This window comes from Salinicoccus siamensis (genome assembly GCF_055391965.1).
The window spans coordinates 1,011,498-1,027,391 of sequence record NZ_AP043765.1; the positions used below are offsets into that span (position 1 = coordinate 1,011,498).

A 15,894-nucleotide genomic window follows, 5' to 3' on the forward strand; every position below is an offset into this window, starting at 1 on the left:
ATACATGGTGCTGGCGTTTACAACCATTATGTAAAGATATACAATTGATATGAACGGTCTTACGACTGGAATATTAATAGGGGGCTATTAACATGAGTCAGAACATTAGTGAATCAGCAAAAAAGTCATTCACTGTCGACGGCAAAGATTATAATTACTACAGCTTGAAGACTTTGACTGAACAAGGCATGTCAGAAACTCACAAACTGCCTTACTCAATAAGGGTATTGCTTGAATCTGTACTGCGTCAATATGATGGCAGTGTCATTAAAGACGACCATATCAAATCATTGGCGACATGGGACCAGGGCAGCAACAAAGGCAAAGAAGTGCCATTCAAACCATCCCGCGTCATCCTTCAGGACTTTACAGGTGTACCTGCGGTAGTGGACCTTGCATCTCTCAGGAAAGCAATGGATGATGTCGGCGGCGATGGCCAGAAGATTAACCCTGAAGTACCTGTTGATCTTGTCATCGACCACTCTGTGCAAGTTGATGCATACGGCACTGAAAATGCACTTGAACTCAATATGGAACTTGAATTCGAAAGGAACCAGGAGCGTTATGAGTTCCTCCACTGGGCGACTAAAGCATTCGATAACTATAAAGCTGTACCACCAGCTACAGGTATCGTGCACCAGGTCAACCTTGAATACTTGGCGAATGTCGTCCATGTAAAAGAAGATGGCGGAGAGATGATCACGTATCCGGATACTCTAGTCGGTACGGATTCCCACACAACCATGATCAACGGTCTTGGTGTACTCGGTTGGGGTGTCGGCGGAATAGAGGCAGAAGCTGGAATGCTCGGACAGCCTTCCTACTTCCCGGTACCTGAAGTGGTCGGAGTCCGTTTGACGAACTCTCTTCCGGAAGGAGCAACTGCGACGGATCTGGCGCTGCGTGTAACAGAATTGCTCCGTAAGCAGGGCGTGGTCGGCAAGTTCGTTGAGTTCTTCGGTCAAGGTGTACCTGCATTGCCGCTTGCAGACCGTGCCACAATTGCGAACATGGCGCCTGAATATGGTGCAACTTGCGGGTTTTTCCCAGTAGATGAAGAAACACTCGACTACATGAGGCTGACAGGCCGCAGCGAAGAGCATATTGAGATTGTAAGGGCATATCTCAAGGAAAATGATATGTTCTTTAATCCGGAGAACGACCCAGTATATTCCGAAGAAGTGGAACTTGACCTTTCTACTGTGGAACCAGCGCTTGCCGGACCAAAGCGTCCTCAAGACCTTATCAACTTGTCTGATATGAAAGGTTCGTACAGGAAATCCGTAACTGCTGAAAGCGGCAACCACGGTCATGGTATGGAAGAAGGGGAATTCGACAAGAAAGCGACCATCAATTTCAAAGATGGCAGGAATGTAGACATTAAAACAGGTGATCTGGTCATTGCCGCAATCACTTCATGTACAAACACTTCCAACCCATACGTAATGCTTGGTGCTGGCCTTGTTGCCAAAAAAGCAGTTGAAAAAGGCCTCGAAGTCCCTTCATACGTAAAAACATCATTGGCTCCTGGTTCAAAAGTCGTGACAGGCTATCTCGATGACTCAGGCCTCCAGGAATACCTCGACCAACTTGGGTTCAACCTTGTCGGTTATGGTTGTACAACATGTATCGGTAACTCTGGACCATTGCTTCCGGAAATCACAGAAGCAATTACAGAAAACGATCTGCTTGTAAGTTCTGTGCTGTCCGGTAACCGTAACTTCGAAGGGCGCATACACCCGCTCGTCAAAGCGAACTACCTGGCCTCACCACCGCTGGTCGTAGCCTATGCCCTTGCAGGTACAGTAGACATCGACCTCCGCAATGAGCCGCTTGGTAAAGATAAAGAAGGCAATGACGTCTTCATGAAAGACATCTGGCCATCCACTCAGGAAGTGAAGGATGCAGTCATGAGCAACGTCAGTCCTGAACTCTTCAGGAAAGAATATGAAAGAGTATTTGATGCCAACGAAATCTGGAACAACATTGAAACAACAGATGAGCCGCTCTATGATTTCAATCCAGATTCCACCTACATCCAAAACCCTTCATTCTTCCAGAATCTCTCAACAGAGCCAGACAGCATAAAGTCACTGAATGGACTGCGCGTACTTGGCAAATTCGGAGACTCAGTCACAACAGACCACATTTCACCAGCAGGGGCGATCGGTAAAGATACGCCGGCCGGAAAATGGTTGATTGAACAAGGCGTTTCACCACGCGATTTCAACTCCTACGGTTCACGACGCGGTAACCACGAAGTGATGGTGCGCGGTACATTCGCCAATATCCGTATCCGCAACCAGATCGGACAAGGTAAAGAAGGCGGCTTCACAACGTACTGGCCAACAGGCGAAGTGATGAGCATCTATGATGCAGCCATGAAATACAAAGAAGACAACACTGGTCTTGTAGTCATTGCCGGAGACGACTACGGCATGGGCTCAAGCCGCGACTGGGCTGCCAAAGGTACGAATCTGCTCGGCGTTGAAGCGGTTATAGCAGCAAGCTATGAACGTATCCACCGTTCAAACCTCGTCATGATGGGTGTATTGCCACTCCAATTTGTAGATGGCGAAGATGCAGAAGCCCTTGGACTGGACGGTAGTGAGACATTTGATATCCAAGTAGACGATAATGTCATGCCTGGGGATGTCCTTGATGTCACTGCAACTAAAGAATCCGGTGAGAAAGTAGCATTCAAAGTGAAAGCACGCTTCGATTCTGATGTTGAAGTTGATTATTACCGCAACGGCGGCATCCTACAGCTCGTACTTAGGAATAAACTGAAATCCTAGGATTATAGACATAAAAGCATCCCATCTCTTCGAGATGGGATGCTTTTTATTTAAGGTTGAATATGACTTCTTCGTCCACGGAATCAATCTGAAGTTCAGCGTCTTCAAAATACCACAAATCGGCTTCCTTGATGAAGACTTGAAGCCCTTCATATTCGAATATTTTACTGTCCGGAGGAATCTGATCGACAGTGAGTGCAGGCGAGAAGCCTTGTTTCAGCTGCGTATCGCCTCCGTACCTTACATAAACGTTTACACCTTGACCCTCATCAGGATCCATTTCATCTTTCATCCAATCAACTGCACGGTCTGTAACTTCCAACATGATGCCACCTCCTGCTACATGAATGTAATCTTCGATTCTGTACCATCCATTATACGCTTGATGTTTGACGAATGTCTAACGACAATGACCACCATGATAATGAATGAAAAGGCAATAAGAAGATAATCCCGAAAGACGATCGACAAGATAAAGAAGACGATGGCACTGATGATGCTTGAAAGAGATACATACTTACTCAATTTTAGAGTAGTGAGAAAAACAGTGAGCAGGATGATGAATAAAATAGGGTTATAGGCCAAGACTGCTCCTGCGCTTGTCGCGACAGCTTTACCTCCTTTGAATTTCAGGAAGATGGAATAGACATGGCCAAGTGCTGCGGCAAGCCCAGGGATGAAGACATGCATCTCCGTATCGATCAGTATGGCAATCAAAACAGGAAGTGCGCCTTTGAACATATCCAATAAAAGGACGACTATGCCTGCTTTCTTTCCCAAGATCCTAAAAGTGTTTGTAGTTCCAATATTTCCACTGCCGTGCTCCCTTAGGTTTATTTTATAAAACCATTTGCCGATTAAAAGACTAAAAGGAATTGCTCCTATGAGATAGCTGAAGACAAGGAGCATCATATTGATTTCCATCTAAAATCCCCTTTTGTTATCAGGTACTAACAGTTTACCATATAAATTTAAATGGGTATAATAAAATATAGTTTACTATAATATTATTATGTAAACTATATAGTGTTACAATGATTGTCGTATACCGATTAGGGTTGCAATCATTTAAGTTTTGTATAAAAATAGAACATGAGATAAAAATAACGAACGTATGTTTGTGGGAGGAAATCTGATTTGACGAAACGGAATACTTATACAGATGAGTCGATTCAAATACTTGAAGGACTGGATGCTGTAAGAAAACGCCCCGGCATGTATGTCGGCTCAACCGACTACAGGGGCCTGCATCACCTGGTCTATGAAGTGGTAGATAATGCAGTGGATGAAATCATCAATGGCTACGGCGACGCAATAAACATTAAAATAAATCCTGATGAGAGCATTACAGTACGTGATAATGGAAGAGGTATGCCAACAGGCATGCATGCTTCTGGCAAGCCCACACCGGAAGTCATCTTCACCGTGCTCCACGCCGGTGGGAAATTCGGGTCCGGCGGCTACAAAACTTCAGGCGGCCTCCACGGCGTCGGAGCCTCTGTAGTCAATGCGCTGAGTGAATGGGTGAAGGTCAGGATATTCCGCGATGGCAAAATACATGAAATGTCATTCAAAGAGGGCGGAAAAGTCGATCGTGCGCTAGAAGTGACAGGCAATACCAAGGAAACTGGAACTGAAGTCACCTTCAAACCCGACCGCCAAATATTCCAGAGTGGGACCACGTTCCACTTCGAAACGATCATGGAGCGGATGCGTGAGTCGGCCTTCCTTGAAAAAGGGCTAGAAATTACAGTTGCAGATAACCGGCCCGATGAACCGGTCGAAGAGGTCTTCAAATATGAGGATGGCTTGAAGGCGTTCATTGAATTCCTTAATGAAGGCAAGGATTCCATAGGTGATGTTGTCGTATTTTCAGGAGAATACGATGGCATTTTGGCTGAGGTGAGCTTCCAGTATAATGACCAGTACGCAGAAACGCTCATCTCATTCGTCAACAATGTCCGCACGAAGGACGGAGGTACACATGAGGTCGGCTTCAAAACCGGTTTTACTCGGGCATTCAATGAATATGCCCGGAAAATCAATGAGTTGAAGGATAAAGATAAAAATCTCGAAGGAAACGATATCAGAGAGGGGCTCACAGCCATCATCTCCATCAAGATTCCTGAGCACTTGCTCCAATTCGAGGGCCAGACAAAAAGTAAGCTTGGGACAAGTGAAGCGAGAAATGTGATGGAGTCACTGATAAGCGAACACTTGCCTTATTATTTTGAAGAAAACGGTACGCTCAGCACACAACTTGTTAAAAAAGCTGTGAAGGCGCGCAATGTGCGCGAAACTGCGAGAAAGGCGCGCGAAGAAGCGCGTAACGGTAAGAAACGTAAGCGGGACACCTTGCTGTCAGGTAAACTGACACCCGCACAGAGCCGCAACGCCAAAAAGAATGAGTTGTATCTGGTGGAGGGGGATTCTGCCGGCGGGTCCGCCAAACAGGGCAGGGATCGAAGATTCCAGGCAATCCTCCCGCTCCGCGGCAAGGTCATCAATACTGAACGGGCCAAGTTTGAGGATATATTCAAGAATGAAGAAATAAATACAATCATCCATACCATCGGAGCCGGTGTCGGCACCGAGTTCAAGGTGGAGGATACAAACTACGATAAAATCGTCATCATGACGGACGCGGATACAGACGGTGCACATATACAAGTGTTGCTGTTGACATTCTTCTTCAACTATATGCGACCGCTGTTTGATGCCGGCAAAATCTATATCGCAATGCCTCCACTTTTCCAATTGAAGAAAAAGACGAAGAAGAGAGAAGACGTCCGCTACGTGTGGACCGAGGATGAGTTATTGGAGGCCCAAAAAGACATGGGCAAAGGCATCGAGCTCCAGCGCTACAAGGGGCTCGGTGAAATGATGCCTGAACAGCTCTGGGAGACGACCATGAATCCTGAGACAAGAACATTGATACAAGTCGGCGTCGAGGACGAAGCACTCTCCCTCAAGCGTGTCACGACACTTATGGGTGATAACGTTGAATTGCGGCGTAAATGGATTGAATCGAATGTCAGCTTCACGCTGGAAGATGCAGACAGCATCCTCGAAAAAGATGGCACTAAACTGAGTGAAAGTGGTGATTTGAATGACTGATCATGTTCAGCAGCTCCAGCTTGAAGATATAATCGGAGACCGTTTTGGACGCTACAGTAAATATGTCATACAGGACCGTGCGATTCCAGATGTGCGGGATGGTCTGAAGCCGGTTCAGCGGCGTATACTCTATGCCATGTATAAGGAAGGGAATACGTCCGAGAAAGGATTCAGGAAAAGTGCCAAAACCGTCGGTAATGTCATCGGTAATTACCATCCGCACGGGGATTCAAGTGTCTATGAAGCCATGATCCGGCTGTCCCAGGAATGGAAGATGCGAGAAGAACTGATCGACATCCACGGCAACAAAGGGAGTGTTGATGGAGACCCCCCTGCGGCGATGCGTTATACGGAAGCGAGGCTTTCTGAAATATCCAACGAAATGCTCCGGGACATCAATAAAGATACAGTACAGTTCATCAATAACTTCGATGACACAGAAGTGGAGCCTACGGTGCTGCCTTCGAAGTTCCCAAACCTTCTTGTCAATGGCTCGACCGGCATATCGACAGGCTATGCGACTGATATCCCTCCACATAATCTGGGGGAAGTCATAGATGCGACATTAAAGGTCATCGATAAGCCGACTGTTTCGACAGACGAACTGATTGATATCGTCAAAGGGCCTGATTTTCCGACAGGTGGCATCGTCCAAGGCAGAAACGAATTGAAGAAGGCATACGAAACAGGCCGGGGGAGAATCGTCGTCCGAAGCAAAGTCAGGACTGAGACGTTAAGAAGCGGACGCATGCAGATCATCATCGAGGAGCTGCCGTACGAGGTGAATAAAGCGAACCTCGTCAAAAAGCTGGATGAAGTGCGGGCGGACCGCAAAGTGGATGGCATTCTTGAAGTGCGGGATGAGACGGACCGTGAAGGCTTGCGGATCGTCATTGAAGTCAGGAAGGAAGCCAACGTCGAGGGGATCATAAACTATTTCTACAAAAAGACCGATCTGCAAGTCTCCTATAATTTCAATATGGTGGCCATCAGCGATCGTGCCCCAAAACAGCTTGGCTTAAAAGAGATACTAAACAGCTACATTGCGCACCAGAAAGAAGTCATTCTGAACCGTTCCAATTATGAGCTTCAGGAAGCGGAAAAGAGGATCCACATCATAGAAGGCCTGATGCGGGCATTGTCCATTCTCGATGATGTCATCCGCGTCATCAGGGAATCGAACAACAAACGGAACGCCAAGGAAAACCTGGTTGAATCTTTCGGCTTTACCGATGCTCAGGCAGAAGCGATTGTCATGCTCCAGCTATATCGCCTGACGAATACAGACATCGTCCAGCTTGAAACGGAACACAGTCAGCTTGATTATACGATCAACCAGCTGCGTGAAATCATCGCAGATGAAAAAAAGCTCTTGAAAGTCATTAAAAAAGAACTGAGGGACATCCGTAAACAATATGGTTCCATGAGAAAAACCGTCATTGAAGATGAAATCGAAGCGATTGAACTGGAAAAAGAAGTGCTCGTCCCCAAAGAAGATGTGATGGTGTCACTGACCCGTGAGGGCTATGTGAAACGTACGAGCTTGAGAAGTTATCAGGCGAGTACGCCAGAAGAGCTTGGTATGAAGGAAACGGACGAAGTCTTGTATGCCAGGCAAGCCCACACACTGGAAAACCTAGTCGTCTTTACGAATCTCGGCAATTATATGATCATTCCAGTGCATGAACTGTCAGACATCCGGTGGAAGGATAATGGACAACACCTATCAAACCGCTTCAAAATCGCGTCTGAAGAATCTCCAGTGGCTGCCTTCACCTTCGAGGCATTCGATGCCGGTCTGGACATCATATCAGTAACGCAGAATGGTCAGATAAAACGGACCGGCCTTGAGCTTTATGAAGCTTCCCGCATAAGACGGCCAATTTCAGGCATCAGCCTGAAAGGGGATGACCGGGTGGCATCAGTGATGGTGGCTACTAAAGACACAGAGGAGATTCTGCTGTTGACTGAAAAAGGCGTGTCGCTGAAGTATCCGATATCTGAAGTGAATCCTGTCGGCTTGAAGGCACAAGGTGTCAAAGCAATCCAACTTAAGCCAGATGACAAGCTGGCGTTTGCCGGACTCATTACAACTGAACGTTATATAGTCAGTGTATCCCAGCGCGGAGCGGTCAAACGGACAAGTCTCGATGCGTTCGACAATGGCGCCAGAGCCCAAGTCGGCACCGCATTATTGAAGGAAATAAAATCAAAGCCCCACCGCATTATAGCGGCTAACCTTGTCGAAGATAATGTGGAAATCACACTTGAGTCCGAAAAGGATGCCTTTAGATTGGATGCCAAATCAATCAGACTCAGCGGCCGCTACGCCAATGGATCGTTCGTTGTCGATGAAGATACATTCGGCGAAGTGGAGCGGGTGAAATTCAAAAATGTTTGAATGAAGTGAAAAATTTAGACTTGAAGCAGCCATCAGAATAATATAACATCACTTATATTGGGAGGTGCTTTATGGAAAATGAAGGAGTAGTACCAGGTTGGTTCAAAAGTGTCATTGAAGTTGGTAATGATCTTTTATGGGGAGATTTCCTCATAGGACTATTGATTCTTGCAGGTTTATATTTCTCGATCAGTTCAAAGTTCGTGCAATTCAGATGGTTCAAGGAAATGTTCAATGTACTTACCGAGAAGGCGGAGACATTGCCGGACGGTCGAAAGGGCATTGCTCCCTTCCAGGCATTTGCGATCAGTGCAGCGTCCCGTGTAGGTACCGGCAACATCGCCGGTGTGGCCACGGCAATCGTGCTCGGTGGGCCGGGCGCAGTCTTCTGGATGTGGGTTATTGCATTTTTTGGTGCAGCGACAGCGTTCTTCGAGTCGACTTTGGCGCAAGTCTACAAAGTCGAGGATAAAGACGGTGGTTTCCGCGGCGGGCCGGCATACTACATGGAGAAGGGACTCAACCAAAAGTGGCTCGGCGTCTTTTTTGCAGTATTGATTACGGTCACATTCGGTTTTGTCTTCAATGGATTGCAGGCCAATACCATTGCGCATGCCTATGAAGAGGCCTTCAACATAGACCGGTGGGTCATTGGCCTCGTCATCGCAGCACTTGCGGCCATCGTCATATTTGGAGGAGCACGGTGGATTGCCAATGTCACGGGATATATCGTGCCGATTATGGCACTTATATATCTGGGGGTGATATTCGTGATACTCATCATCAACTATGACCGGGTCATCCCGATGCTTACAGATATATTCCAGAATGCCTTCGGCATCCGGGAAGTGTTCAGCGGTGCAATCGGTGCCGCGATATTGAATGGATTCCAAAGAGGTTTATTCTCGAATGAAGCAGGGATGGGTTCAGCACCAAACGCAGCAGCATCAGCAGCCGTCAGCCACCCTGTCAAACAGGGACTCATCCAGTCGCTCGGGGTATTTTTCGATACGATGATCGTCTGTACAGCAACCGCAATCCTCATATTGATGTATACGGACTTGAGTTACGGTGAAGAGGCACAGCAGGGCATTCAAGTGACCCAGGCGGCGATGGGCGAGCAGATGGGTGCCTTCGGCGCTACCTTCATTGCGATTGTCATCCTCCTGTTTGCATATAGCTCGATACTCGGCAACTACTTCTATGGTCAAAGCAACCTCAACTACATCAAGGAAAACAAAACATTGTTGTTTGCCTTTAAACTCCTTGTAGTCCTGATGGTCTTCATCGGAGCGATAATGGACCTTGAAACGGCATGGTCGATGGCCGATCTGTTTATGGCGTTGATGGCCGTGACCAACCTTGTTGCAGTATTCGGCTTGAGCAATGTGGTCTGGCAAGTTGCCGCCGACTACAAGACGCAACTGAGGGATGGTAAAAATCCAGTTTTCCAGACGAATAATATCAAAGCGGATCTTAGCGATGTGGACGAGTGGGGTGAAAACCGTTACGCGTACCGCAATCAGGATAGATCTGGACATTAAAAAACCAGACCTTCTAAAGGTCTGGTTTTTTTAATTGAACAATGTCTTGAAGAAGGAAATGATGCTACTGAAGAAATCAGAGACGGCCCGTTTAAAGGTGCTCCATGCATCAGAATCCTGGATGTCCTGACCAATTTCTTCTGCCTTATCAGCCGCTTGTTTGAATGCATCGCTTGACCTTATTTCATCGATCAGGTTCTGGGCGCTGTCCTTGAGGCGTTCTGCTTCTTCATCTGTAAATATATTCGTGTTCTGTATTTGTATCAGAATATTGACGAGGCGGTTGATTTGATCACCCGTCACTATGCCATCCAGACCGTTCTCATTCAACTGTTCCTCTACTATTCGGCGAATATCCGCTTCAGTCAGATTCCCGCCCTGATTGATGATTTCAATTTTAATGTCTGTAATGGCTTTATTCAGCTGTTCCTGTGAAAACCCTTCTTTTTGCGCATTTTCTTTTGAGATATCTGATATGGCTTCCAACTCATCCTGGGAATTGCGGGTGCGGTCGGTATCAATTTCCTGCCCCTGTGCTTCAAATGCCTTATATATCCCTGAGAGGGCACTTTCCCCTGTGACATCTTGAGCGGCTCCGATCGTGACTTCCGCATCTGTAATACCCGATGTGAGCAGGGCGTTTTTATATGTCTCTTCCGTAATTTGGGTAATCTTACCCATCGTTTCATCTACGGTGATGTCAAGTCCATATCCATCTTCCCTCTGAATGATGCGGATGCTTGATTTGAGTACGGCATCGTCATAATCCTTGCCGATGTATTTGGCGACATCCTCCGAGTTGACGAATGTGATTTTGTCCTCTTTTTTTGTACCGAGTATGCCTTCGGTATCCTCCAACAGCTGGGGATCGTCCTCAAGGGCGGCACCATAGACGGTAACAGCTTCCTGCCACTCGGCCGCCTGCACTTCAGTGGGTATCAGCACCAGGGCCACCAATGCGATAAAAAACCAATTCCGGATCATCATAACCCTCCTTATCTAATATTTATATTCTACTATATGCTCATTACTTTCTACAATTTATTATATCCGGTCAAATGCGGTTTTCTCTTTTAATCTCTTTTTAAACGCGATAGAATGATTGAATACATTAATGACGGGAGCCAAGTATCATGGATAACGACTATAGACGTTCTGGACGCACTAGTGAGGGTATGAAAAGAAAACGGTTGCGCAAGCGTACGCTGATTCCTTTAATTATATTTATAGCGCTCATCTTCATCGTTTTGTATATCTTCTTCTCCTATCAATCCGGGTTGGATATAGCCGAGGACAAGGGAGTCGAACAAGAGGCACATGAATTCGGTGGGGATGACAATAATGATGGCAAGAAGACCATACTGCTGTTAGGGGCAGATCGTGAAGTTGACGGGGCACAACGCACGGACGTCATCATGCTTGGCCAATATGATTATATGAATAAGGATATGAAACTCGTATCGATGATGCGGGACATCTATGTGGATATCCCCGGTTTTCAAAGCTACAAGATAAATTCCGTCTATTCGCTCGGGGGCGTGGAACTCCTTAGACGCACCATCAAAAAGAACTTCGGCATCCAGATCGAAGAGTATGCAGTCGTTGACTACAAAGCATTTGAATCCGTAGTGGATGTGGTCAACAAAAAAGGGGTGATGATAGACGTCGAAAAGGATATGTCCGAAAAGATTGATGTTGAACTGAAAAAGGGTGAACAGCGTCTTAATGGACAGGAGCTTCTTGCTTATGCAAGGTTCCGCCAGGATAAAGAAGGGGACTTTGGCCGGGTAAGGCGTCAACAGCAAGTCATCACCGCCCTGAAGGATGAAGTGCTGACGATCGGTGGCGTGTTGAAACTGCCTAAAATTGCAGGGACGGGCATGGGCCACGTCAACACGAGCATGACCGATGGGGAGATGTATAGGATGATGGCCTCCTTCCTCCTAAGAAGTGATAAGGACATAGACACGCTTACAGTACCGGTAGAAGGCACCTACCAATTTATGGATACGTCACACGCCGGCAATGTAATCGATCTCGATTTTGAGGCCAATAGCCAGTATATGCATGAGTTTTTGGAAAACAATGCTGAAGATTCGGCTGAAGGCGAGACTACAACTGAATAGGCAAGACAAAAAAAGGATGGCCGCTGCGGGCCATCCTTTTTTATTTGGAGCATAATTATTTTTTAGGCTTTTTATCCAATTCATTCTGGGTCTGCGGCCATGCCCGGTGCCCGTCATCGACCTCAAATTCTGTATTTACATCAACGACATGCCTTTGTTTCAGGATCATCTCCTCTATGTCATCCCGGATGGCGTTTACTTCTTCAACAGAGAGGTCGGGATCCAGTTCCGCCACAATTTCAACGTGGAGGAGGTCCCCTTCCTTCATGACGAAGAGCTTACGTATATCTCTGATTTCATCATGTCTCAGCACAATCTCCGAAACACGCTGTTCCATGCGCGGGTCGTGTTCACCAAGTGCCCCCGCGGCATTCTCCATGAAAATTTTGTAGACGATGTAGAACATGGCGATACCGATCATGATCGAGGCGATGCCTTCTGCTTGGGAAAATCCTGTAAAGCGTGCAATTAGTATGGCAAGGATGGCGAGCAGTGCACCACCGGTTGCAACCGTATCTTCCAGGAACACCAATTTGGTCGCCGGTTTTGCACGGTCCATATGGATAAAGCTTGTCGTAAGCGGCTTTAAGCCATCAAAAGGCTGATCTGCCTGTTTGAGCAATTCTTTACCTGCCTTAAATAGAACGAACGCCTCAAGTATGGCGGCCATAGCGAGAACGCCGATGTTGATGAGCAGCATTGTTGTATCGGTTTCCACCGGAAGCGGTTCTAAAATGTGCTTTAGCCCCTCGCGCACCGTCTCATATGCCAATATACCGACGATGATGACGGCAAATAGTAAAACAAGATTCACGAGACGTCCAAAGCCGAAGGGGAAGCGTTTGGTCGGCGCTTTCTTCGACAATCCGGAGCCTACATAAACAAAGAACTGGTTAAGTGCATCGCCAATGGAATGCATCATCTCAGCAAACATGGCAACATTTCCCGTCAGTATGAAAGCACTGCCTTTTATGGCTGCGATGAAGAAATTGACGATAGATGCAGTCAGCGATGCTCCACTGCCTTTCTTAAGTAATGCGATGATATCCTTCAAATCATTTTCCTCCTTACTGATCTTTACAATATATCATACCCAAATCCATAAATAATCATGTTTTGACCTTCCTATTTTATGATATGATGAATTTACGGGTATGCGAACATACGTTCTATTCGGAGGGGATTACATGTATAACTATCATATCTGCCCAAAACGGCACATTTTCTGTGTGGACCAAAAAAGCTTCTTTGCCAGTGTTTCCTGCATCCAGGAGGGTCTAGATCCACTCACGACACGTCTTGCGGTAGTGGCAGACACTAAAAACCCGGGGGCAGTTGTATTGGCTGCAACACCAGCCCTCAAAAGAATGGGGATAAAGACTGGCAGTCGGTTGTTTGAAATTCCGAACCGTAAAGATATTTATATCATTAATCCCTCAATGAAGACATATCTCGATTATTCTTCCAGAATAACGGAAATTGCTTTGAAATACGTCGCTCCAGAAGATTTTCATCAATATTCCGTGGATGAGTACTTCATGGATGTTACAAAGAGTTTCCGGTTGTTTGAAGAAAGTCCTTGGGAACTGGCCCTACGCCTCAGGAAAGAGATCTATCAGGAGACGCGTATTGATTGTGCCGTCGGCATTGGGGAGAACCCGCTGCTCAGTAAGTTATCGCTGGATATCGAAGCGAAGCGTGCGCCTTCTGGTATAGCGGAGTGGCGCTATGAGGACGTACCTGAAAAAATGTGGCATATCAAACCGCTTAGAACACTGTGGGGGATCAACAAGAATAGTGAAGCCCGTTTGAATGAACGCGGCATATTTTCAGTGGGTGACCTGGCACACTACCCGCCCGAATATTTGAAGCGGGACTTTGGCATCATCGGTGTCGATTGGCATCTGCATGCCAATGGCATCGATTTCAGCACCATCAGTGAAAAGCATAGTGTACATGCGCCTTCCATTGCCAAAAGTCAAATCCTTATGCGTGATTATCACCTTGATGAAGTCTATGTTGTAATGCTTGAGCATATTGATGAAGTGACGCATCGTTTGCGTCTATCAAAACGGTTGGTACGCACCATCCATTTTTCTGTAGGGACAGCAGATGGCAAGCTATATCGAAAGCAGTTCACGTTAGAGGGGGGGACGAATGACGGGAACATCATCATGCAGGGTGTATGGGAACACATCGTCAGTATGGCAGATGCCTATGCGATGTACCGCACTTTAAGCATCTCTTTGACAAACCTGACACCAGATGACATGAGGCAGTTATCCCTGTTCGAAGACCCGGGCGAATTGAAGAGGCAGGATTTTCTTAGGACGATTGATGCATTAAAGGTCCGGTTTGGACAACTCAGCGTGATGAGGGCCCTGAGTTGTACAGCACCTTCGACGCTTAAGCTTAGGGAAGGGTTGATAGCTGGCCATAAAAGATAAATGTCTTTCGTGTAGCTTCCCGATGGAAATGACAGTGAATTGTAGTCGTGTAGACATGAACTTCGCAGAAATACTGCCAGTACCGTCCGCAGATGATATAATGGAGGAGACTATATATATTTATGAGGTTTCAATTCGCATTAAGTTTGGAATCTGATAATATATTCGGAGTATCAAAATTAGTTGACAGGAGTGCCATTATGCAATTTACAGAGTTGACCACTGAGGAGTTCGAACAGTTCACACGGACACACTTCAGTCATTTTACACAGACGGTGGATAATTATCGTCTGAAAATTGAGCAGGGTGTTGAAACCTACCTGATAGGCGTGAAGGACGGGGAAGCGGTAAAAGCGGCCTGCCTCATCACCCTGACCCCTGTAATGAAGGTATTCAAATATGCCTATACCAATCGTGGGCCCGTCATGGACTATTCAGATAAAAAGGTGTTCGATACATTTTTCGAAGGGCTTAATGCCTTCTTGAAACCAAAGAAAGTGATGCATGTCAGAGTAGACCCCTATGAAGTAATCAAAGAACGCAACCACGAAGGCGATATCCTCGAAGATAGGGGGAACCGCTATATATTCGATTACTTCAAAGCACTGGGCTTTACACATGAAGGATTCTCCGTCGGATTCGATCCAATCGTCCAGATCAGATGGCATTCGGTTCTTGACCTTAGAGATAAAGACAGCAAAGCTGTGTTGAATGATATGGATAGCCTCCGGAAGCGGAATATAAAAAAAGCACAGAAGCATGGTCTTCATGTCCGTTATCTTGGGCTTGACGAGATAGATGTCTTCAGGAAATTCATGAGGGATACATCTGAAATGAAATCCTTCACAGACCGCGATGATTCCTACTATATCAGCCGTAAGCAGCACTTTGGAGACAATGTCCTGATTCCACTTGTGTATGTCAATTTGGATGAATATGTCGCATCGATCACAAAGGATCGGGACGCATTGATGAAAAACATCAGTAAAGCGAATCGTGACCTCGAAAAAGATCCAGCCAACAGTAAAGCTGAAAAGAAAATAACGAATCTGACGGCTCAGCTCGAAAATATAGAAGATAAATTGCAGGAAGGCCATACATTACGTGAAACCCACGGCAATGAGCTTCCCATAGCGAGTGCCTACTATTTCATCACCCCGCATGAAGTGGTTTATCTTGCAGGAGGCAGCGATAATGATTTCAGGCATTTCGCGGGCAGTTATCTGATCCAATGGCATATGATCAACTATGCCCTGGACCATGATATTGGACTGTATAACTTCTACGGCATCAGTGGAGACTTTTCAGAAGAAGCGGAAGACTACGGCGTCATTCAGTTCAAAAAAGGATTCAACGCCACAGTCTATGAATATATCGGCGATTTCATCAAGCCGATCAATAAGCCGGCGTATAGGGTGTATCAGTCACTCGTAAAACTAAGAGAGAGAATAGGGAGGTAAC

11 protein-coding genes are annotated in these 15,894 nt (G+C 46.3%); 7 read left to right on the forward strand and 4 right to left on the reverse strand.

Annotated elements, in window-relative coordinates:
• Positions 1-92: 92 nt before the first annotated feature.
• A complete protein-coding gene (gene acnA / locus ACZ5LF_RS05265) occupies positions 93-2,798 on the forward strand; it encodes an aconitate hydratase AcnA (protein WP_380569424.1) in 2,706 nt (901 codons plus the stop codon).
• A gap of 46 nt (positions 2,799-2,844) precedes the next feature.
• Here acnA and ACZ5LF_RS05270 read toward each other — a convergent pair whose 3' ends face one another.
• Both ACZ5LF_RS05270 and plsY read right to left on the reverse strand, forming a co-directional pair.
• Positions 2,845-3,123 carry a HesB/YadR/YfhF family protein gene (locus tag ACZ5LF_RS05270; RefSeq protein WP_380569425.1) on the reverse strand — a complete coding sequence of 93 codons (279 nt, stop codon included), beginning with the start codon at positions 3,121-3,123 and terminating at the stop codon, positions 2,845-2,847.
• A gap of 14 nt (positions 3,124-3,137) precedes the next feature.
• Positions 3,138-3,722, reverse strand: a complete 585-nt coding sequence (plsY, locus tag ACZ5LF_RS05275; RefSeq protein ID WP_380569426.1) for a glycerol-3-phosphate 1-O-acyltransferase PlsY — start codon at positions 3,720-3,722, stop codon at positions 3,138-3,140.
• Positions 3,723-3,935: 213 nt separating this feature from the next.
• Between plsY and parE the strand changes: the two genes are divergently transcribed.
• From parE to ACZ5LF_RS05290, 3 genes are all read left to right on the forward strand, one after another.
• Entirely contained in the window at positions 3,936-5,915 is a 1,980-nt protein-coding gene (parE, locus tag ACZ5LF_RS05280) for a DNA topoisomerase IV subunit B (protein ID WP_380569427.1), read from the forward strand.
• Positions 5,908-8,316: a DNA topoisomerase IV subunit A gene (parC, locus tag ACZ5LF_RS05285; protein ID WP_380569428.1), complete on the forward strand. Its 2,409-nt coding sequence runs from the start codon at positions 5,908-5,910 to the stop codon at positions 8,314-8,316. The genes parE and parC overlap by 8 nt, the downstream gene beginning before the upstream one ends.
• Positions 8,317-8,387: 71 nt before the next feature.
• Positions 8,388-9,860 (forward strand): alanine/glycine:cation symporter family protein, encoded by a 1,473-nt coding sequence (locus ACZ5LF_RS05290; RefSeq protein WP_380569429.1) that lies wholly within the window; start codon positions 8,388-8,390, stop codon positions 9,858-9,860.
• Between the two features lie 30 nt (positions 9,861-9,890).
• Here ACZ5LF_RS05290 and ACZ5LF_RS05295 read toward each other — a convergent pair whose 3' ends face one another.
• A complete protein-coding gene (locus ACZ5LF_RS05295) occupies positions 9,891-10,844 on the reverse strand; it encodes a DUF1002 domain-containing protein (RefSeq protein ID WP_380710089.1) in 954 nt (317 codons plus the stop codon).
• A gap of 149 nt (positions 10,845-10,993) precedes the next feature.
• Between ACZ5LF_RS05295 and ACZ5LF_RS05300 the strand changes: the two genes are divergently transcribed.
• The gene (locus ACZ5LF_RS05300) at positions 10,994-11,986 is read left to right on the forward strand and encodes an LCP family protein (protein WP_380569431.1); all 993 of its coding nucleotides are present in this window, start codon (positions 10,994-10,996) and stop codon (positions 11,984-11,986) included.
• A gap of 55 nt (positions 11,987-12,041) precedes the next feature.
• Here the strand turns inward: ACZ5LF_RS05300 and ACZ5LF_RS05305 are convergent, their stop codons facing one another.
• Positions 12,042-13,040, reverse strand: a complete 999-nt coding sequence (locus tag ACZ5LF_RS05305) for a cation diffusion facilitator family transporter (RefSeq protein ID WP_380569432.1) — start codon at positions 13,038-13,040, stop codon at positions 12,042-12,044.
• Positions 13,041-13,173: 133 nt separating this feature from the next.
• On the opposite strand from ACZ5LF_RS05305, the gene ACZ5LF_RS05310 reads away from it, so the two are divergent.
• Entirely contained in the window at positions 13,174-14,433 is a 1,260-nt protein-coding gene (locus ACZ5LF_RS05310) for a Y-family DNA polymerase (RefSeq protein ID WP_380569433.1), read from the forward strand.
• 200 nt (positions 14,434-14,633) lie between these two features.
• On the forward strand, positions 14,634-15,893 hold the full coding sequence (locus ACZ5LF_RS05315; protein WP_380569434.1) for an aminoacyltransferase: 1,260 nt from the start codon (positions 14,634-14,636) through the stop codon (positions 15,891-15,893).
• Position 15,894 lies beyond the last annotated feature (1 nt).

Excerpts from the sequence above, each read along its gene's own strand:
- acnA (WP_380569424.1), top strand. The coding sequence starts at position 93 with ATGAGTCAGAACATTAGTGAATCAGCAAAAAAGTCATTCACTGTCGAC.
- ACZ5LF_RS05295 (WP_380710089.1), bottom strand. The coding sequence starts at position 10,844 with ATGATCCGGAATTGGTTTTTTATCGCATTGGTGGCCCTGGTGCTGATA.
- ACZ5LF_RS05300 (WP_380569431.1), top strand. The coding sequence starts at position 10,994 with ATGGATAACGACTATAGACGTTCTGGACGCACTAGTGAGGGTATGAAA.
- plsY (WP_380569426.1), bottom strand. The coding sequence starts at position 3,722 with ATGGAAATCAATATGATGCTCCTTGTCTTCAGCTATCTCATAGGAGCA.
- ACZ5LF_RS05270 (WP_380569425.1), bottom strand. The coding sequence starts at position 3,123 with ATGTTGGAAGTTACAGACCGTGCAGTTGATTGGATGAAAGATGAAATG.
- parC (WP_380569428.1), top strand. The coding sequence starts at position 5,908 with ATGACTGATCATGTTCAGCAGCTCCAGCTTGAAGATATAATCGGAGAC.
- ACZ5LF_RS05290 (WP_380569429.1), top strand. The coding sequence starts at position 8,388 with ATGGAAAATGAAGGAGTAGTACCAGGTTGGTTCAAAAGTGTCATTGAA.
- ACZ5LF_RS05315 (WP_380569434.1), top strand. The coding sequence starts at position 14,634 with ATGCAATTTACAGAGTTGACCACTGAGGAGTTCGAACAGTTCACACGG.
- ACZ5LF_RS05310 (WP_380569433.1), top strand. The coding sequence starts at position 13,174 with ATGTATAACTATCATATCTGCCCAAAACGGCACATTTTCTGTGTGGAC.